This window comes from Cryobacterium sp. Hh7 (genome assembly GCF_004403155.1).
Lineage (GTDB): Bacteria > Actinomycetota > Actinomycetes > Actinomycetales > Microbacteriaceae > Cryobacterium > Cryobacterium levicorallinum.
In genome coordinates this window covers 115,048-134,312 of sequence record NZ_SOHG01000040.1, presented here as the reverse complement: position 1 = coordinate 134,312, position 19,265 = coordinate 115,048, and the positions used below count along the sequence as shown (strand labels likewise).

18 protein-coding genes are annotated in these 19,265 nt (G+C 66.0%); 10 read left to right on the top strand and 8 right to left on the bottom strand.

The annotated features are described in order from the left end of the window. Positions 1 to 6 precede the first annotated feature (6 nt). Positions 7 to 1,035: a 6-phosphofructokinase gene (locus E3T43_RS12150; protein WP_092450022.1), complete on the top strand. Its 1,029-nt coding sequence runs from the start codon at positions 7 to 9 to the stop codon at positions 1,033 to 1,035. Between the two features lie 33 nt (positions 1,036 to 1,068). Here the strand turns inward: E3T43_RS12150 and E3T43_RS12145 are convergent, their stop codons facing one another. Further along, positions 1,069 to 1,323: a mycoredoxin gene (locus E3T43_RS12145; RefSeq protein ID WP_092450016.1), complete on the bottom strand. Its 255-nt coding sequence runs from the start codon at positions 1,321 to 1,323 to the stop codon at positions 1,069 to 1,071. Between the two features lie 73 nt (positions 1,324 to 1,396). Here E3T43_RS12145 and E3T43_RS12140 point away from each other — a divergent pair, with 73 nt between their 5' ends. From E3T43_RS12140 to E3T43_RS12130, 3 genes are read left to right on the top strand one after another with little or no spacing between them, the layout of a single operon-like run. Next, entirely contained in the window at positions 1,397 to 1,870 is a 474-nt protein-coding gene (locus E3T43_RS12140; RefSeq protein ID WP_134444367.1) for an 8-oxo-dGTP diphosphatase, read from the top strand. After that, positions 1,863 to 3,059, top strand: a complete 1,197-nt coding sequence (locus E3T43_RS12135; RefSeq protein WP_241978956.1) for an inorganic phosphate transporter — start codon at positions 1,863 to 1,865, stop codon at positions 3,057 to 3,059. Before E3T43_RS12140 ends, E3T43_RS12135 begins: the two co-directional genes overlap by 8 nt. Beyond that, a complete protein-coding gene (locus tag E3T43_RS12130) occupies positions 3,056 to 3,388 on the top strand; it encodes a peptidase (protein WP_092450010.1) in 333 nt (110 codons plus the stop codon). The genes E3T43_RS12135 and E3T43_RS12130 overlap by 4 nt, the downstream gene beginning before the upstream one ends. 15 nt (positions 3,389 to 3,403) lie before the next feature. On the opposite strand, the gene E3T43_RS12125 is transcribed toward E3T43_RS12130, so the two are convergent. Next, positions 3,404 to 4,681 (bottom strand): uracil-xanthine permease family protein, encoded by a 1,278-nt coding sequence (locus E3T43_RS12125; protein ID WP_134472602.1) that lies wholly within the window; start codon positions 4,679 to 4,681, stop codon positions 3,404 to 3,406. Between the two features lie 68 nt (positions 4,682 to 4,749). Between E3T43_RS12125 and E3T43_RS12120 the strand changes: the two genes are divergently transcribed. After that, complete coding sequence (locus E3T43_RS12120) at positions 4,750 to 6,303, top strand: carboxylesterase/lipase family protein (RefSeq protein ID WP_134472601.1); 1,554 nt, start codon at positions 4,750 to 4,752, stop codon at positions 6,301 to 6,303. A gap of 63 nt (positions 6,304 to 6,366) precedes the next feature. Beyond that, positions 6,367 to 7,851, top strand: coding sequence for an NCS2 family permease (locus E3T43_RS12115; RefSeq protein WP_092450004.1), 1,485 nt, complete (start codon positions 6,367 to 6,369; stop codon positions 7,849 to 7,851). Between the two features lie 30 nt (positions 7,852 to 7,881). On the opposite strand, the gene E3T43_RS12110 is transcribed toward E3T43_RS12115, so the two are convergent. From E3T43_RS12110 to E3T43_RS12090, 5 genes are all read right to left on the bottom strand, one after another. Then, entirely contained in the window at positions 7,882 to 8,616 is a 735-nt protein-coding gene (locus E3T43_RS12110) for a FadR/GntR family transcriptional regulator (RefSeq protein ID WP_134472600.1), read from the bottom strand. Then, positions 8,616 to 9,383, bottom strand: coding sequence for a 3-oxoacyl-ACP reductase (locus E3T43_RS12105; RefSeq protein WP_304466174.1), 768 nt, complete (start codon positions 9,381 to 9,383; stop codon positions 8,616 to 8,618). The genes E3T43_RS12110 and E3T43_RS12105 overlap by 1 nt, the downstream gene beginning before the upstream one ends. A 74-nt stretch (positions 9,384 to 9,457) precedes the next feature. Beyond that, positions 9,458 to 10,819: an aldehyde dehydrogenase gene (locus tag E3T43_RS12100; protein ID WP_134472599.1), complete on the bottom strand. Its 1,362-nt coding sequence runs from the start codon at positions 10,817 to 10,819 to the stop codon at positions 9,458 to 9,460. Beyond that, entirely contained in the window at positions 10,816 to 11,580 is a 765-nt protein-coding gene (locus E3T43_RS12095; protein ID WP_134472598.1) for a gamma-glutamyl-gamma-aminobutyrate hydrolase family protein, read from the bottom strand. Before E3T43_RS12095 ends, E3T43_RS12100 begins: the two co-directional genes overlap by 4 nt. Next, complete coding sequence (locus E3T43_RS12090) at positions 11,567 to 12,934, bottom strand: glutamine synthetase family protein (RefSeq protein ID WP_134472597.1); 1,368 nt, start codon at positions 12,932 to 12,934, stop codon at positions 11,567 to 11,569. Before E3T43_RS12090 ends, E3T43_RS12095 begins: the two co-directional genes overlap by 14 nt. Positions 12,935 to 13,198: 264 nt before the next feature. Here E3T43_RS12090 and E3T43_RS12085 point away from each other — a divergent pair, with 264 nt between their 5' ends. Then, positions 13,199 to 14,743, top strand: coding sequence for an amino acid permease (locus E3T43_RS12085; RefSeq protein ID WP_134444381.1), 1,545 nt, complete (start codon positions 13,199 to 13,201; stop codon positions 14,741 to 14,743). 56 nt (positions 14,744 to 14,799) lie between these two features. Here the strand turns inward: E3T43_RS12085 and E3T43_RS12080 are convergent, their stop codons facing one another. Continuing rightward, a complete protein-coding gene (locus E3T43_RS12080; protein ID WP_241978955.1) occupies positions 14,800 to 15,675 on the bottom strand; it encodes a fumarylacetoacetate hydrolase family protein in 876 nt (291 codons plus the stop codon). Between the two features lie 396 nt (positions 15,676 to 16,071). On the opposite strand from E3T43_RS12080, the gene E3T43_RS12070 reads away from it, so the two are divergent. From E3T43_RS12070 to E3T43_RS12060, 3 genes are all read left to right on the top strand, one after another. After that, entirely contained in the window at positions 16,072 to 17,463 is a 1,392-nt protein-coding gene (locus tag E3T43_RS12070; RefSeq protein ID WP_134472596.1) for an FAD-binding oxidoreductase, read from the top strand. A 33-nt stretch (positions 17,464 to 17,496) separates the two neighbouring features. Beyond that, positions 17,497 to 18,711, top strand: coding sequence for a PrsW family intramembrane metalloprotease (locus tag E3T43_RS12065; RefSeq protein ID WP_134472595.1), 1,215 nt, complete (start codon positions 17,497 to 17,499; stop codon positions 18,709 to 18,711). Between the two features lie 181 nt (positions 18,712 to 18,892). Next, a complete protein-coding gene (locus E3T43_RS12060) occupies positions 18,893 to 19,264 on the top strand; it encodes an FKBP-type peptidyl-prolyl cis-trans isomerase (RefSeq protein ID WP_198414357.1) in 372 nt (123 codons plus the stop codon). Position 19,265 lies beyond the last annotated feature (1 nt).

Below are 19,265 nucleotides of genomic sequence, written 5' to 3'. Positions count from 1 at the left end.
CCAGCAATGAAGATCGGCATCCTTACCAGCGGCGGCGACTGCCCCGGACTCAACGCGGTCATTCGCGGCGCTGTGCTCAAGGGCGTGCGCACGCACGATTTCGAGTTCGTCGGAATTCGCAACGGGTGGCGCGGCCTGGTGCAGAGCGAATTCATGCCGCTCGACCGGCACAGCGTTCGCGGGCTCTCTCGCCAGGGCGGCACCATTTTGGGTAGTTCCCGCACGAACCCGTTCGAGGGGGAGAACGGCGGACCGGAGAACATCCAGCGCACGCTCGATGAGAACGGCATCGACGCCGTGATCGCCATCGGTGGAGAGGGCACGCTCACCGCCGCGCATCGCCTGACCGAGGCCGGCCTCAATATCGTCGGCGTGCCCAAGACCATCGACAACGACCTCGAAGCCACCGACTATTCCTTCGGCTTCAACACGGCCGTCGAAATCGCCACCGAAGCCATCGACCGGCTGCGCACCACCGCCGAATCCCACGGCCGCTGCATGGTGGTCGAGGTGATGGGACGCCACGTCGGGTGGATCGCCCTGCACTCCGGCATGGCCGGCGGCGCCCACGCCATCCTCATCCCGGAACAGCCGAAGTCGATCGAACAGATTTGCAACTGGGTCGAGCACGTGCGCGACCGCGGCCGGGCCCCCGTCATCGTGGTCTCCGAGGGCTTCCTGCTCTCCGGTATGGAGGAGGCGCACTCCACCAAGGGGCTGGACGCCTTCAGCCGTCCCCGCCTCGGCGGAATCAGTGAGGTCATCGCGCCGCTGATCGAAGAACGCACCGGCATCGAGAGCCGAGCGACCGTGCTCGGTCACACCCAGCGCGGCGGCGCCCCCTCGGCATACGACCGCGTGCTCGCCACCCGACTCGGCATGGCCGCCGTCGACGCGATCCACAATTCGCAGTGGGGCTCGATGGTGTCACTGCGCGGCACCGAGATCGTCGTCGTGAGCATCGCCGCCGCCACCATCGGTCTCAAGCGCGTCTCACCGGCCCGCTACGACGAGGCCGCCGTACTGTTCGGTTAGCCGCGCGGGCTCGCGCAGGGCGGTCAGGTCAGATCAGGCGAGTTTGGCCTGAACCTGTGCCAGCGACGGATTCGTCGCCGCTGAGCCGTCGGGGTACAAAATCGTCGGCACGGTTTGGTTGCCGTTATTGAGGCTCATAACGAGCTCCGACGTGCCGTCAACCCGTTCGATATTCACCTCGGTGTAGCCGATTCCAACGCTGTCGAGCTGCTTCTTCAATCGTTTGCAGTAACCACACCAGTCGGTCGTGAACATGGTGATGGTTCCGGTAGCTGGTAAAAAGTCCATGTTCGGAGCTTATCCGAGCTGCCTCCCAACCAGCTCCACGCGCCTTCTGTTCAACAAGCATTAAGATGAGGCAATGACTTTGCCCCAGGTATGCGTGTGCTACCTCACTCGACTATCTCCCGAAGGCAACCGACAGGTCCTGCTGGGGCGCAAGAAGAAAGGCCTCGGCATGGGAAACATCGTCGGGCTGGGTGGCAAACTCGAAAGCGGCGAAACCGCAGTGGATGCTGCGGTGCGCGAAATCGAGGAGGAGTCGTCTCTCGTGGTGGCGGCATCCGCTCTTACCGAACTGGGGCTGCTCACCTACCTGTTTCCCCACCGCGAGGAGTGGAGCCAGGAGTCGACCGTCTTCGTCTGCGACCAGTGGTCGGGAACACCGCGGGAATCCAACGAGCTGAACCCCCTCTGGTTCGATGTGGCGACCCTGCCGGTCGATGAGATGTGGGACGACGCCCGCCATTGGCTGCCCGGTGTTCTTAATGGTGTGTCCGTGCGCGCCACCTTCACCTTCGGCGCCGACCTGGAGAGCGTGGTGTTCCGTGCCTGATTTCAGCCTCATTATCGTGCTGGTCATCGCCCTGGCCCTCATCTTCGACTTCACCAACGGCTTTCACGACACGGCGAACGCCATGGCAACCCCGATCGCGACCGGCGCCATGAAACCCAAGGTCGCCGTCGGTGTCGCTGCGATTCTCAACCTGGTCGGGGCATTCCTGTCGACCGAGGTCGCCCGCACAATCTCGGGCGGCATCATCAAGGAGGGCGACGGCGGGGTGCTGATCACCCCCGAGCTGATCTTCGCCGGTCTGATCGGCGCAATTGTCTGGAACCTGGTCACCTGGCTAATGGGGCTGCCGTCGAGCTCCAGCCATGCCCTGTTCGGCGGTCTCATCGGCGCCACCATCATCGGTGTCGGCACCCAGGCCATCGACTACAACGTTGTCGCCGCGAAGGTCATTCTGCCCGCCCTGATCGCGCCCGTGATCGCCGGCGTCATCGCCCTCGTCGCCACCCGCCTCGCCTATACGATCACTCGCCGGGACGTCGGTCAGCCCGACGGGCGCGGCGGCTTTCGCTACGCGCAAATCTTCTCCTCCTCCCTCGTAGCCCTGGCCCACGGCACCAACGATGCGCAGAAGACGATGGGCGTGATTACCCTGACCCTGATCGCCGGTGGATTTCAGGCCGTTGGCAGCGGGCCAACGTTCTGGGTGATCGCCGCCTGCGCGCTGGCGATCGCGATCGGCACCTACACCGGCGGCTGGCGCATCATCCGCACCATGGGTACCGGATTGACCGAGATCAAGCCAGCGCAGGGCTTTGCCGCCGAAACCAGCACCGCCGCGACCATCCTGGCCTCGAGCCACCTCGGCTTCGCACTCTCCACCACCCAGGTCGCCTCCGGTTCGGTGATCGGCTCCGGGCTCGGCCGCCGTGGCTCGACGATTCGCTGGGGCATGGCCGGACGCATCGCGCTCGGCTGGGCTATGACGTTGCCGGCCTCGGCCATCATGGGTGCTTTCGCGGCCGGGCTGGCCTTGCTCGGCCCGATCGGCATTGTGCTGGACATGGTGATTGGCACCATCGTGATCATGGCCCTGTTCCGCTGGTCTCGGCGCAATCGGGTCACTCACCACACTCTGCTCAACGACATCGATGATGCCGGCCGGGTAGTCAGGATCAGGAAAACGCCGCGTCGCCCCACTCGTTCCGACCGCAGGAGGGTATCGCTGTGATCGACTGGGCGGCTTTCCTCATCGTCTCCACTGCGTCGCTCGTCTCGGCGGCACTGGTGGTGAGCCTCTACTCGCTCGGTCTGCGCCTGCTCACCACGGCCGGCCGCATCCCCCTGGTCGAGCCGTACGAGTTCACCGGCGCGATTACCGTGCTGAGCCCCAAAAAGGCCGCGAAGCAGGTCAAGCGAGCGCGCAAGGCTGCCGCGGCGAACCCGCTGTCGGATGCCCAGAAGCGGTTGGCCCTCTACGCCGGCTACGTCTGCTTCACCCTGTGCGCGGCCGCCGTGCTCTACGGCGTCTACCTGATCGTGCCCGTCCTGCACGTCTAACCCTGCACGTGCGAGCTAGGCGGTTCCGCGCACCCGCGCTAGCCAGGTCATCAGGTGGTAGATCACGATGGCCGCGACCGTGCCGAGCGCGATGCCGTTGAAGCTGAGGGTGCCGGCGTTCAGCGTGAAGTCGGCGATGCCGATAATGAGCGCTGTCGCCGCCGTGAACTGGTTGACCGGCTTGGAGAAGTCGACCTTGTTGTCGAGCCAGATCTTCACGCCGATGACGCCGATCAGCCCGTACAGCGCGGTGGTGACGCCGCCGAGCACCCCGTCGGGAATCGTGAAGATGATCGCACCGACCTTGGGGGAGAGGCCGAGCAGGATCGCGACGATTCCGGCGACCCAATAGGCCGCCGTGGAATAAATACGCGTCGCCGCCATCACGCCGATGTTCTCGCCGTAGGTCGTGGTTCCGCTGCCGCCGCCGAAGCCGGCGAGCATGGTGGCCAGCCCGTCGGCGAGCAGGGCGCGCCCGGTGAGCCGGTTCACCTTCGCATCCGTCATTTGGGCCACACCCTTGATGTGGCCGACGTTCTCGGCGATGAGTACGAGCACGACCGGCAGGAAGGCGGGAAGCACCCCGAACACGGCGGCCGGGTTCTCGAACGGGTTGGCCGGGGCGGTGAACGGCGGCAGGCCGATCCAGGCTGCCTCGGCGACCCGGCTGAAGTCGACCTCGCCGAAGAAGACGGCCGCGACGTAGCCGACGAGCACGCCGAGAAAGATCGACAGCCGACCTACGATGCCGCGAAACAGCACCGTGCACAAAATGACCGCGACGAGGGTGATCAGCGCGGTGAGCGGTGCCTTGTCGAAGTTGGCTTTGGCGACCGGGGCCAGGTTGAACCCGATCAGGGCGACGATGGCGCCCGACACGATCGGCGGCATCAGCCGGTCGATCCAGCCGGTGCCGGTGAGCTGCACGATCACCCCGACGAGCGCGAGCAGCGCTCCGACGACCAAAATTCCGAACAGGGCGCTGCCCATGCCGGCCGAGGCCGTTGCCGCGGTGATCGGCGCGATGAACGCGAACGATGAGCCGAGATAACTCGGCAGTTTATTGCCGGTGATCAGCAGAAACAGCAGGGTTCCAAGACCGGAGAACAGCAAAGTCGTGCTGGGCGGAAAGTCGGTGAGCAGCGGCACCAGAAAGGTTGCGCCGAACATGGCGACGACGTGCTGCGAGCCGATTCCTATGGTCAACGGCCAGCTCAGTCGTTCGCCCGGGCCGACGACCTCCTGTGCGCCAACCGTTTTTCCGTCACCGTGCAGGGTCCAGGGCAGTGCCATGTCGTTCTCGTTTCTTCTGTTCCGTGATCAGGTTTGAGCGTAGCCTGCGCAGCAATAGACTCGAGCCCATGAGCCAGCTCGCTGATCAGACCACCAATCAGGGTCTCGAGGTACGAGTGGCCACCGGACTGCTCCGCGGCGTGCGTGAACGCGGCGTGCTCGCCTGGCGCGGCATTCCCTACGCGGCGGCTCCGGTGGGCGATCTGCGCTTTCGCGCCCCGCGGTCAGCCTCGGCCTGGACCGGCGTGCGCGACGCGAGCCAGTGGGGCCTGATCGCCCCGCAAAGCCACAAGGGCCAGTTTCGCGGCGCCCACCCGCGCATTCCGCAGGGCGAAGACTGCCTCAATCTCAATGTGATCGCCCCCGATGAGCGGTTGCGCGCCGGCGCGCAACTCCGACCGGTCATGGTGTTCATCCACGGCGGGGCCTACAGCGTCGGATCCAGCCGCGAGGTTCCGCGCCAGGGAGAGGGACTGGTGCGCCGCGGCGGTATCGTCTACGTCAGCCTCAACTACCGACTGGGCGCCCTCGGGTATCTGGACTTTTCCCGGTTTGCCACGCCGGAGCATCCGTTTGAGAGCAATTTGGGGCTGCGCGACCAGGTCGCAGCCCTGCGGTGGGTGCGGGACAACATCCGCGCGTTCGGCGGGGACCCGGATGCCGTCACCCTGTTCGGCGAGTCGGCCGGCGGCAATGCCGTCACCACGTTGATGACGGTGCCGAGCGCGGCCGGCTTGTTCCACCGGGCCATCGCGCAGAGCGCTCCGCCGAACGCGGTCTATCCGAGTGAGCTCACTGCGCGCTGGGCCGGCGAATTCGTGGACAGCCTGGCGCACGGCCCCGCAGATTACAGCGACGAACAAGCGGCCAGCCTGCTGCTCACCGTTGACCCGGACGTGCTCGCCGCCGCGACCACCGCGCTGACCGTGCGTACGCCGGACCAGGATCCGGGCACGATTCCGCTCTGCCCGGTCATCGACGGCGATTTTCTGCCGGAGCGGCCGCTCGATGCCTTTCGCGACGGCCGGGCCGCGCGCATCCCGTTGATCATCGGCACCAATGCGCGGGAGGGTTCGCTGTTCAGCGGTCGCATTGACATTCTCGCCACCACGCCGGCGCGCATCCGCACGATCTTCAAGAAAACCAAGAAGAAGGCGAAGAAGGCGCTCAAGGCACAGTATCCGGGCATTCCGGCGTTGCGGGCCGCGCTCGATTTTGGGGGTGACTACTCCTTCTGGTATCCGAGCGTGAAGGTCGCCGAGCGGCATTCCCGGTATGCGCCGGTGTACTTCTACCGCTTCGATGCTGCTCCACGCCTGCTGCGGCTGATGGGCCTCGACGCCACGCACGGCCTCGAACTGTTTCCGTTGTTCGACCGCCTCGATGGCTGGTTCGGCCGCGGCATGACGGCCCTCGGTGGGCGCCGCGCCTTTCAGGACATTGGAACCAGAATGCAGGGCTGGTGGCTCGGCTTCGTGCTCGACGGGGTGCCATCGTCCGAGTGGCCGCGGTATGAAGAGGGTGCCAGAGAGACGCTCATTATCGATCGGGACGACACGATCGAATCCGACCCGCATCGGGAACGACGTTTGGCCTGGGGTCGGTTTGTGCCGCACGTCTAAGCCAGCGGCGGCCCGGTCTTAGACTGGAACCTTGCGTTAGAGCCACGGCACCGGGAGCACACCATTAGCAGCACTGAATCACCCACTCAAGCTGCCTCGCCGCAGCCGGCATCGCGTAGCCTCAAGGCCCGCGTCGACTCCTATTTTGAGATCACCAGCCGCGGCTCCACCTGGTCCCGCGAATTCCGCGGGGGAGTCGTCACCTTCGTCACCATGGCCTACATCGTCATTCTGAACCCACTGATTCTCGGCGGGTTTAGCGCCGACCAGGCCGCCGTCGACGTCGAGGGTGGCTGGCTGCCCAACGAGCAGGTCGCCGCCGTCACCGCGCTGACCGCCGGCGTCATGACCATCCTGTTCGGCGTCATTGCCCGCCTGCCCTACGGCTTCGCTGCCGGCCTCGGCATCAACTCCTTCCTCGCCGTGAGCGTCGTCGGCCAGGTCACCTGGGCCGAAGCGATGGGCCTCGTCGTCATCAACGGCCTCATTATCGTGCTGCTCGCCTCCACCGGCCTGCGTGAACTCATCTTCAACGCCATCCCGCGCCCTCTGAAAATCGCCATCACGGTCGGTATCGGCCTGTTTATCGCGTTCATCGGACTGGTCGACTCCGGTTTCGTGCGCGCCAGCGGCGCCAACTCGCCGCCGGTGCAGCTCGGCGATGCCGGCTCGATCGCCACCCTGCCGACCGCGGTGTTCGTGATCGGACTGATCATCATGGGCGTGCTGCTGGCCCGGAAGGTCAAGGCCGCCCTGCTGATCGGCATCGTCGCGACCACCATCGTCGCCGTCATCCTGGAAGCCATCTTCAAGGTCGGGCCTTCGTTCGGTACGAACCCGGCCGGCTGGAACCTCAACGCCCCGGTGCTGCCGACGAGCGTCGTCGCCGTGCCCGACCTCGGCCTGATCGGCGAGGTCTCCTTCGGCGCGTTCGAACGCATCGGCATGCTCGCCGCCGTGATGTTGGTCTTCACCCTGGTCTTCACGAACTTCTTCGACGCCATGGGCACCATGACCGGCCTGGCCAGTGAAGCCGGCCTCGCCGACAAGGACGGCAAGTTTCCGCGGCTGAAATCCGCCCTGATCGTCGAGGGTATCGGGGCCGTCGCCGGCGGTGCGTCGAGCGCCTCCTCGAACACCGTCTTCATCGAGTCCGGTGCCGGCATCGGCGAGGGAGCCCGCACCGGCGTCGCCAACGTGATCACCGGCATCCTCTTTCTGGCCGCCATGTTCTTCACGCCGCTGACCCAGATCGTGCCACTCGAGGTGGCCGCAGCCGCCCTCGTCATCGTCGGAGCGCTCATGGTGTCGCAGATTCGGCACCTCGACTTCACCGAATTCTCCAGCACCCTGCCGATCTTCCTCACCATCATCGTGATGCCGCTGACCTACTCGATCGCCAACGGCATCGGCGCCGGCTTCATCAGCTGGGTGCTCGTGCGCAGCCTGTCCGGCAAGGCGCGTGAGATTAGCCCGCTGCTCTGGGTCGTCGCCGTCGGCTTCGTGCTCTACTTCGTGCGCGGCCCGGTCGAGCTGCTCATCGGCTGAGTTATCCGACAAGCGGATGCCGCAGCGCGGCTACTCGAGAAAGCCGCGCAGCAGCAGCGTTGTCCCGGCTAAATGCTCACGCATTGCCTGGGCGGCGGCACCTGCCCGACCGGACAGGATCGCCAGCACAATCTGTTCGTGCTGCGCGTCGGAGTGGGCGATATTCGGGCTCAGCAACGGGATGGCGTCGAGCAGATCGTTGACCCGCATCCGTACGTCGGCCAGCAGCGGCACGAGCGACGGCGAACCGGCCAACTCCCCGATATAAAGGTGCAGGCGAGCATCGAGCCTTCGGTAGTCCTCGGCGCTGGCCTCCCGCACCGCACCGAGGCTGGCCCAGAGCAGCTCGCGCTCCGCCGCTGGCAGCACCCGGCTGGCGGCGGCCCGGGCGGCGCCGACCTCGAGAATGTCGCGCAGCGTCAGCACATCGTCGATTTCGGCGGAACCGGGCGCCGGCGCGGCACCGTCGGGGCCGGGCGAAGCGGGAATCACCGCGGTGACGAAGGTGCCGCCGTAGCGTCCACGCCGGGACACCAGATAGCCAGCCTCGGCGAGGGAGGCGATCGCGTCGCGCAGCGTGTCCCGGCTGACGTTCAACTGCGCGGCCAAATCCCGTTCGGCCGGCAACCGTTCCCCGGGCGCGACCAACCCCAGTCGCACCGTCTGCAGCAGCCGCTGCACGGTCTCCTCGAAGGCGTTGCCGCCCGGCACCGGGCGCAGCAGCAGACCACTGTCGAGGCCACTGACGGCGGGCGGGTCGGCCATTATTCTGGGGTGACGTAGGCCGAGCTGATACCGCCGTCGACCAGAAAGGTCGAGCCGGTCATGAACGAAGAATCATCGCTTGCCAGAAAGGCCACCGCTGCCGCGAGTTCCTCGGGCTCGGCGAACCGGCCGACCGGAATATGCACGAGCCGCCTTGCGGCACGTGCCGGGTCTTTCGCGAACAACTCCTGCAACAGCGGAGTGTTCACCGGGCCGGGGCAGAGCGCGTTCACCCGAATGCCCTGGCGGGCGAACTGCACGCCGAGTTCACGGCTCATCGCCAGCACCCCGCCCTTCGAGGCGGTGTAGGAGATCTGGCTCGTCGCCGAACCCAGCACCGCGACGAAACTCGCCGTGTTGATGATCGATCCGCTGCCCTGCCTGACCATGTGGCGAAGCGCCGCCCGGCAGCACAGATACACCGATTTGAGGTTGACGTCCTGCACGTTCTGCCAGGCCGGCAGCTCGGTTGTTTCAATGGAATCGTCGTTGGGCGGGGAAATACCGGCGTTGTTGAACGCCACATCGACCGAGCCGTAGGTGTCGAAGGCGGTGTCGAACAGGTGGTTCACCTCCTCCTGATCGGTGACGTTGACCTTCACGAACAGCCCGCCGACCAGCGCAGCGGCCGCCTGCCCGGCGGTTTCGTCGAGGTCGCCGATCACGACCGTCGCCCCCTCGGCGGCAAACCGTTTCGCCGTGGCCAGCCCGATACCGCTGGCTCCGCCGGTGATGACGGCGACCTTGCCGGCCAGACGCTGGGTCAGGTCTATTCGAGCGATGCTGCTCACGATTTTCTCCTTCAATCTCAGACAAGCGGATGCTTCGCGCGGGTGCTGCGCTAGTCGACCGCGATGAAAACGTTCTTGGTATCGGTGAAGTTCAGCGGGGCATCCGGCCCCAGCTCACGTCCGAGCCCCGACTGCTTGAACCCGCCAAACGGGGTCGAGTAGCGCACCGAGGAGTGCGAGTTGACCGACAGATTGCCGGATTCGACACCGCGCGCCACGCGAAGGGCCCGGCCGACATCGCGGGTCCAGATCGAGCCGGACAGCCCGTACTGGGTGTCGTTGGCCAGTCGCACCGCGTCGGCTTCGTCATCGAAGGGCAGCACCACCACGACCGGGCCGAAGATCTCGTCGGTGACACAGCGATCGGTGCGGCTTGCCGGGGTGAGCACGGTTGGTGCGACCCAGAATCCGGGGCCGGTCGGGGCGTGGCCGCGAAACGCCACCGGAGCATCCACTGGCAGATAGGCGGACACCGCGGCGTGATGCTGGCGGGATACGAGCGGTCCCATTTCGGTGGCCGGGTCGGTCGGGTCGCCGACCGCGACCGCGTCAACGGCCGGTTCGAGCAGTTCCAGGAAGCGGTCGAACTGGCTCGCCTGCACCAGGATGCGGCTGCGGGCGCAGCAATCCTGGCCGGCGTTCTCGAACACGCCGGATGGCGCGCTCGCGGCGGCCCGTTCAAGGTCGGCGTCGGCGAAGACGATATTGGCGCTCTTGCCGCCGAGTTCCAGGGTGACGCGTTTCACCTGCTCCGCGCAGCCGGCCATGATCTGCTTGCCGACTGCGGTCGATCCGGTGAAGACGATTTTGCGTACGTCGGGGTGGGTGACGAAGCGGTTTCCGACGACGGAACCGCGCCCGGGCAGCACCTGGAACAGCCCATCGGGCAGTCCGGCTTCGAGGGCCAGTTCACCGAGCCGCAGGCTGGAGAGCGGGGTCCACTCGGCCGGTTTCAGCAGCACGGCGTTGCCGGCCGCGAGGGCCGGCGCGAAACCCCAGGCACCGATCGTCATCGGAAAGTTCCACGGCGTGATCACTCCCACCACGCCGAGCGGCTCGTGAAAGGTGAGGTTGACGCCGCCGGAGACCGGAATCTGCTGACCGAACAGGCGCTCGGGTGCCGCCGAATAATACTCGAGCACGTCGCGCACGTGCCCGGCCTCCCAACGGGCCTGCGTGATCGGATGCCCCGAGTTGCGCACCTCGAGGCCGGCCAGGTTCTCTCGGTCGCCGTCGACAGCGGCGGCGAATCGGCGCAGCATTCGGGCCTTGTCGGCCGGAGCCACGGCCGCCCACAGCTTCTGGGCCGTGACCGCCCGGGCGACGGCCTCGTCGGTTTCGTCCACACCGACGTGCTCGATGGTCTCGGCGGTCGACTCGTCGGCCGGATTGACGATGGTGTAACTGCTCACGGGGTTGCTCCTTCAATGTGGGCCGCCCGGTATTCGGTGGCGGCTGCAATGAGCCCGCTGAACAGGCGCAGGTCATCGGGCGACTGCTCCGGATGCCACTGCACGGCCACCCCGAACGGAACCGTCGGCAGTTCGATCGCCTGCACGATGCCGGCATCCGTTTTCGCCGTCACCGTGAGGCCCTCGGCGACCCGGTCGATGGACTGGTGGTGATACACCGGCACCGCCGGCAGCAGGGTCTGGCCATCGAGCAGTGTGCTGAGGGTCGTGTGCGGTTCGATCACGACGTCGACGACGTTGAACACGCCGCCGCCCGCCTGGTAGCTGGTGTCGCCGACCAGATCGGGCAGATGCTGGTGCAGGCTGCCGCCGAGGGCGACGTTGAGCATTTGGGCGCCGCGACAGATGCCCAGAAACGGAAGTTTTCGGGCGATGGCCTCGTGCAGCAGCAGATCTTCCCAGGTGTCGCGGTCGGGCCGGGGTTCGTCGGTCTGTGCGTGCGGCGCCTGCCCGTACCGGGCCGGGTCGACGTCTTTGCCGCCGGTGATGATCAGGCCGTCGAGCCCATCGAGCACCCGCCGGGCGACGGCGGCATTCACCGGCTGCGGCGGCAGCAGTACGGCGATCCCGCCGGCCCGCGTGACCGCATCGAAGTACACCCGCGGCAGGATCGCGGCCGGCACGTCCCACACCCCGGTCTGGGCCTGTTCCAGATAGGTGGTCAGACCAATGATCGGTCCGGGAGTTTCAGAGGCGTTCAAAGCCGCGCACCCGCTCCCAATCGGTCACGGCGGCGTCGAAGGCCGTCACCTCGATGCGGGCGTTGTTGGCGTAGTGCTCGACGACCTCGTCGCCGAAGGCCTCCCGGGCGATAGCCGACCCGGTGAACAGGTCGGCCGCTTCGCGCAGGGTCGAGGGAACCCGTGGCAGGTCGCTGGTGTAGGCGTTACCTTCGAAGGCCGGCTCCAGTTCGAGCTCGTGCTCGATGCCGTAGAGACCGGCCGCGATCAGGGCGGCGACGGCGAGATACTGGTTGACGTCGCCGCCGGGCACCCGGTTCTCCACCCGGATACCTGGGCCATGCCCGACCACGCGCAGGGCACAGGTGCGGTTGTCGAAGCCCCAGCCGAGCGCGGTCGGGGCGAAACTACCGGGCACGTAGCGCTTATAGGAGTTGATATTGGGGGCAGAAAAGAGGGTGAGTTCGCGCATCACCGCGAGCTGTCCGGCCACAAACTGTCGGAACACGGGCGACATGCCGTTCTCAGCATCAGCTTGATAGAACGCTGATTCCCCGCCGGGGCGCTGCAGACTGATATGGATATGGCAGCTGTTGCCCTCGCGCTCGTTGTACTTGGCCATGAAGGTGATGCTCTTGCCCTGTGCGTCGGCGATCTCTTTGGCACCGCTCTTATAAATGGAGTGGTTGTCGCAGGTGGCCAACGCCGTGGCGTAGCGAAACCCGATCTCCTGCTGACCGAGGTTGCACTCACCCTTGACGCCCTCGCAATACATTCCGGCGCCGTCCATGGCCAGACGGATCTCCCGCAGTAACGGCTCCATTCGAGCGGATGCCTGCAGCGAGTAGTCGATGTTGTAATCGCTGGCCGGGGTCAGGCCTCGATAGCCCTTCTGCCAGGCATCGCGGTAGCCATCGTCGAACACGATGAATTCCAGCTCGGTCGCGCAAAAGGGGAAGAGGCCGTGTGCGGCCAGTCGGTCGAGCTGCCGGCGCAGAATCTGCCGCGGCGAGGCGACCACGGGGGTGTTGTCCGGCCAGTACAGGTCGGCGGTGACCAGGGCGGTTCCGGGCAGCCACGGAGCCAGACGGAGGGTGTCAAGGTCGGGCCGCATCGCCATATCGCCGTAGCCGCGGCCCCAGCTCGACATGGCGTAACCCTCGACCGTGTTCATCTCCACGTCGACGGCGAGCAGATAGTTGCAGCACTCAGCACCGTGCGCCGCGGCATCCTCCAGGAACAGCCGTGCTGAGAGACGCTTGCCCACCAGCCGCCCCTGCATGTCGGTGAACGCGACGATCACCGTATCGATCTCGCCGAGCGCAACCCGCGCGGCCAGCTCGTCCAGGGTCAGGTTTCCGGTACGGGTGGTCATTGAGCTTCTCCTCGGAGCCGGTCAAACGAAACGAGTCGGTCAAAGCCGGCAATCGTGCGATTTTCAACCATTAGACCACAGACCCAGCCGTACAGGGAAGGCCAATTTGCCTACACTGAGCAGATTTCATTTACTCAAAGGTATATACACCGCACCATTCCAGGCCATACCATCGTGCCAATCTCACTGAACTAGTGCTCACCGGCCGAAGGTGTTTTGCGTTTGTTTACCGACCGGGTGCGCAACGAGCGCAAAGGAATACTGATGTCCAAAGACACCTTGAAAGTTTCGGGCGTTAAATACACCACCGCGAAGGTCGGATACTTCGAGAAACGCAAGCTCAAACGCACTGCTGGCATTTGGGGCCTGTGGGGATTGGCGGTGGCCGCCGTTATCTCCGGCGACTTCTCCGGCTGGAACTTCGGCATCGGATTTGCCGGTTTTGGCGGGATGCTCATCGCCTTCCTGCTTCTCATCGTCATGTATTACGGCATGATTTTCAGCATCGGCGAGATGGCGGCAGCCATGCCGCACACCGGCGGTGCCTACTCCTTCGCCAGAGCGGCGATGGGGCCCTGGGGCGGATTCGTCACGGGACTCGCGGAAACAATCGAGTACGTCGCGACCACCGCCGTCATCGTCTACTTCTCGGCCTCCTACGCCGACTTCATCACCACGGAACTGCTCGGCGTCTCACTGCCGCCCTGGCTCTGGTGGATGCTGCTCTACGCCGCGTTCATCGCACTGAACGCTGCCGGAGCTGCGATCTCGTTCAAATTCGCCATCGTGGTCGCGATCATTTCGATCGCCATCCTGCTGGTGTTCTCGGCCATGGCAGCCCTCTCCGGCCTGTTCAGCTGGGACAACCTGTTCAATATCGTGCCGGATGCCGGCCAGAGCGCGTTCCTGCCGCACGGCATCATCCCCATCCTGTTCGCCCTGCCCTATGCCATGTGGTTCTTCCTCGGCATCGAGGAACTGCCGTTGGCCGCCGAAGAATCGCACAATCCGGTGCGGGATATTCCCCGGGCCGGATTCATCGCTCGCTCGACCCTGATCGTGACCGGGTTGCTCGTGCTGTTCCTGAACACGGGAGTGGTTGGTGCGTCGGAAATTGCCGGTTCGGGCGAGCCGTTGCTCGACGGGTTCCGGGCGATCGTCGGTGACGGCGTGGCGGCCGTGCTGGCACTGTTCGCGCTGATCGGGTTGCTGGCCTCGCTGCAGGGGATCATGTTCGCCTACGGACGCAATATGTATTCGCTCTCCCGAGCGGGCTACTATCCGAAGTTCCTCTCGCTCACCGGAAAACGCCAAACCCCGGCCATCGCCCTGCTGGTCGGTGCGATCATCGGCTTCGTGGCACTCGTGCTGGTCGACGCGCTGGGCGGCTCCGGCGGCGTCGCGGGGGCCATCGTGCTGAACATCGCCGTCTGGGGCGCCGTGATCGCCTACGTGCTGCAGATGGTGTCGTTCGTTCTGTTGCGCAAGAAGTTCCCCAATGCGAGCCGACCGTACCGCAGTCCGTGGGGTGTCCCCGGAGCGGTCATCGCCGGCATCCTCTCACTGGCCATCTTCTTCGGGTTCTTCATCAATGAACCGGCTCGGCCGGCGATCGTGGCCATCGCCGTGGTCTACGTCGTCATGCTCGCGGCCTTTGCACTGTGGGGGCGCAAGCGCCTCGTGCTCTCACCGGAAGAGGAATACGCGGTGTCCGGCGGGTTGCACCGCGACCCGCAGCAGGAAGGCTACGGCGGCACCGTCGAAGACGACCTCCTCGCCAGCGACGGTCGTGACGCGCCACGCCCCTGACCGGTCGGTTTACCGAGCGGCGGCATCCGCTTTCTCGAGCGGATGCCGCCGCTCGGCTAAATCTCGCGGCAGTGCGTCGTGAGCATGCCGATTTTGTCGATCGAAATGGTCACCGTCGAGCCGTCGCGCAGAAAGATGGGAGGCTTGCGGCTGTACCCGGCGCCGCCCGGGCTCCCGGTGGAGATGAGCGTGCCCGGCAGCAGGGTCGACGTCTTCGACAGGTAGGAAATGATCTCGGCGACGGTGCGCACCATGTCGCCGCTCGAGGCATCCTGCAGGATGCGCCCGTCGACGTGGGTGGTCAGCCACAGGTCCTGCGGGTCACCGATCTCGTCGGCGGTGACGACGAGCGGGCCGGTCGGGGTGAAGCCGTCGAATGACTTGCAGCGCGACCACTGCGCTTCGGAGAATTGCAGGTCGCGCGCGGTGATGTCGTTCACGACGGTGTAACCGAAGACGTAGTCGAGGGCGTTGGCGACCGTCACGTTGCGGGCCGGACGGCCGATGATCACGCCGAGTTCCGCCTCGTAGTCGACCTGTTTGGTCAGGTCGCGCGGCCAGGTGATGGTCGAGCCGTGTCCGGTGAGCGAGTTGGGCCAGAGCGAAAACACGGTCGCGGCGGTTTCGAGGCGCAGGCTGAGCTCGGAGGAGTGCGCGGCGTAGTTGGCGCCGATGGCGATAATCTGCGGCGGGCGCAGCACGGCGGAGGAGTGCCGCAGCTCGTCGACCTGGGTTAGTACCGCCCCGCCTGAAACAGCGTCCAGGCTGATCGCCCGCACGTGTTCGTAGCCGGCATCGCCGCGTTCCAGCAGGTCTTGCAGGTCGCGCGGCGCGTCGTCCATGACGTCGTCGAGGAACAGAGCCGCGTCGTCAAAGACCACGGCCAATCGGGGAACGGAATGGCCGTCAACTCTGAGATGCGCAAATTTCACTCTTCTAGGCTAGCGGCCCGGGCGTCGGCCCGCCCTGTGGGGTGCGCCAACCCTCATTCGATCCGCTTGGAGGAAACGGGGGATATGGGAGGTATTGCCCCGGCCGCCCGCCAGAGATGCATTCCCGCGTAGCTGCGCCACGGCGCCCAATCCGCGCCGCGGGCCGCGAGCGCGCGCGGTTCGATTGGCAGGCCGAGCCGGCCGGCACCCTGCCGCAGGGCCAGGTCGCTGGTCAGCAGATTGTCCGGGCTGCCGAGCACCCGCAGCGCTCGGCGAAGACCCGGTCGGCCATCGGCGGGTCGGCGGCAGCTGAGCGGTTCACCCCCTCAGCCCGCCACGCCAGCACGAGCACCGGTAGCGAAAATCAGACATCGTGCCGCTCACTAGGCTGAACGGATGAACGCACTGACGCGCCTCCAGACCGAGCTTGGCGACATCGTCAGCATCGACCCGCTTGACCTTGCGGCCAGCCGCACCGACAAATCCGGCTGGGTCGCCGACGGCACACCGCTGGCCATCGTGCGCGCGACCGAGGTGGGCCAGGTGCAGGCGGTGCTGCGCATCGCAACCGAGTTTCGGGTGCCGGTGGTGACCCGCGGGGCCGGCACCGGCCTGTCCGGGGGAGCCTGCGGCACTGACGGCTCGATCGTGCTGAGCGTGGCCGGCCTGAACCGCATCCTCGAAATCAATGCCGACGACGAACTCGCCGTCGTTGAAGCGGGTGTGATCAACCAGCACCTCAATGACGTGCTGGCCGAAAAGCAGCTCTGGTTCACGCCCGATCCGGCGAGCAAGGCCATTTCCACGGTCGGCGGCAACATTGCCACGAACGCCGGCGGGCTGCTCTGCGCCAAGTACGGCGTCACCCGGGAGGCCGTGCTCGGCCTCGTGGTCGTGCTCGCCGACGGCAGCCTGCTGCGCACCGGCCACCGCACCATTAAGGGCGTCACCGGCTATGACCTCACCGCACTTCTGACCGGCTCGGAGGGAACCCTCGGCGTCATCGTCGAGGCAACGGTGCGGGTGCGCGCGCTGACCGCTGGCACGGTCGCCACGATTGGCGCGGTCTTTGAGACCGTCACCGCGGCGGCCGCAGCGAGCGCTGCCGTCACGGCCGCTCGCATCCGTCCCGCCGTGATGGAACTGATCGACCCGGTCGCCCTCGCCCACGTCGCGACCTACCTGGGCCCGGCCGGGTCGGCCGGGTTGCCGCTGGGGCGCGGCGCATTTCTACTCGTGCAGACCGACGGACCGGCTGCGCTCGCTGAAGCCGAGCACGCCCTCATCGTGTTGCGCGCAGCCGGCGGCGAGGCCACCCTCTCAACGGATGCCGCTTCCGGCGAACGCCTGCTGGCCATCCGCCGCGCCATGCACCCGGCCCTCGAGCAGCTGGGCCAGGTTCTCATTGAAGACGTGTCGGTGCCGCGCTCGCGCATGGCCGACATGTTCGCCGCGATCGCCGATATCAGTACCCGCACGGGGATTCCCATCCCAACGGTCGCCCACGCCGGCGACGGAAACCTGCACCCCAACTTCGTGATCGAGCGGCAACCCGGTGCGGCAGCGGATGCGCCGGTGCCCGAAGAGATCTGGGCGGCGGCCGACGAAATGTTCCGGGCAGCGCTCGCGTTGGGCGGCACCCTCACCGGCGAACACGGTGTCGGCGTACTCAAGCGCCGGTGGTTGCGCGATGAGATCGGCGACCGCAGCCTAAACCTGCAGCGTCAGCTCAAGGCGGTGTTCGATCCGCTGGGTATACTCAACGCCGGCACCATGTTCGACGCCTGAGCGCCGGCGGGGTCGTCCCGGTATTCTCAAATAATGAGTCTCGACCAGCCGCCTGGCCAGCCGTCCCCCGAACACCTTCCCGTGCAGGCGAGCCCGGCCCCGGTTCAACCGGTCTGGAACCGGGCGGTGCGACCCTCGCGTGCCGGCGCGATCGTGCTCGGCGTTGTCGGAATCGTGCTCGCCGGGCTGGCCCTGCTGGCCGTCATTTTGTATCTGACCACATTCCTCGGCACCGGGGCGCTGCTGCTCGGACTTCTCCTGGCGTTGCTGCCGCTCGCGGTCGTGCTGCTGGCGGTGCGCTGGATTGACCGCTGGAACCCGGAGCCGCGCCCGGCCCTCATCTTCGCCTTACTCTGGGGCGCTGGCATCTCCATCGCCAGCGCGCTCGTCTTCGACCTCGGGGTGCAGATCACGATTGCGGCGAGCTCGGGGGCACTCGCCGGGAGCGATTTCGCATCCGCTGTTATTCAGGCGCCCCTGGTCGAGGAAATCGCCAAGGGGTTCGGCGTTCTGGTCTTGTTCTGGGCGGTGCGTCGGCATTTTGACGGTCCGCTCGACGGCGTCGTGTATGCCGCCACCATCGCCGCTGGCTTTGCCTTCTCCGAGAATATTCAGTACTTTGGCCTGGCCATGGCCGACGGCGGCGCGCGGAACCTGGGGGTCACGTTCTTGCTGCGCGGAGTCTTTTCGCCGTTCGCGCACGTCACCTTCACCATCTGCACCGGACTGGCCTTGGGCCTGGCCGCCCGGCGCGGCGCCTCGAAGAGTGGGGCGTTCGGATTCTTTCTGCTCGGCCTCCTGCCCGCAATCGGCCTGCACGCGCTCTGGAACGGTGCCACCTTTGTGCTGGCCGGTGACGCATCCGTTCTGATCTACTACGTCGTCGTGCAGGTGCCGCTGTTCATCGTCGCTATTCTCATCGTGGTATTTTTCCGCCGCCAGGAGGCGCGCATCACCCTGCGACGGCTGCACGAATATTCGCAGGCCGGCTGGTTCACCGCGGACGAGGTTTCCATGCTCGGCACCGGGGCCGGCCGACGTCAGGCTCTGGCCTGGAGCGCGCGTCAACCTCGCTCGCGCCAGCTCGCCATGCGCCATTTCATAGCGGATGCGACCCGCCTCGCCTTTGTTCGCGACCGCCTCGTTCGCGGCCAGGGAACCCCCGCGTTACGCGCCCGCGAGGCACTCCTGCTCGGTTTGCTCATAAACCACCGGGCCGAGGTGCTGGGGCAGCAGCCTCCGCGCTGAAAACGAATAGTCCGCACCAACAGAAACTCGCCGCTTCGGTGGTGTGGCAATGCCGACGACTCTCCCGATGCGACGAGTTGGTGTACGACTAGAGTGCACCCGCGGCGCCGTGGACGCAAGCATTATTTTTTTTGGATCTCGCCGGTGTGCAATCGGGCACAAAATCCGGTTGGATGGGGGCATGACTGATATGAATTCCAAGCCCGAAATCGACTTTCCAGAGGGCGCTGCGCCCGAGCAACTTGAGGTCACCGATATCGTCGTCGGAGACGGCGCCGAGGCGGCTGCCGGCGCGACCGTCGACGTGCATTACCTCGGTGTTGAGTTTGAGTCCGGCGACGAGTTTGATTCGTCCTGGAACCGAGGCCAGTCGATCAACTTTCCGTTGCGCTCGCTCATCGCGGGCTGGCAGGAAGGCATCCCCGGCATGAAGGTTGGCGGGCGTCGCAAGCTCGTTGTGCCCCCGCATCTCGCCTACGGCCCGGCTGGCTCCGGCCACCGTCTCTCCGGCCAGACCCTGATCTTCGTGATTGACCTGCTCGGCGTCAGCTAAA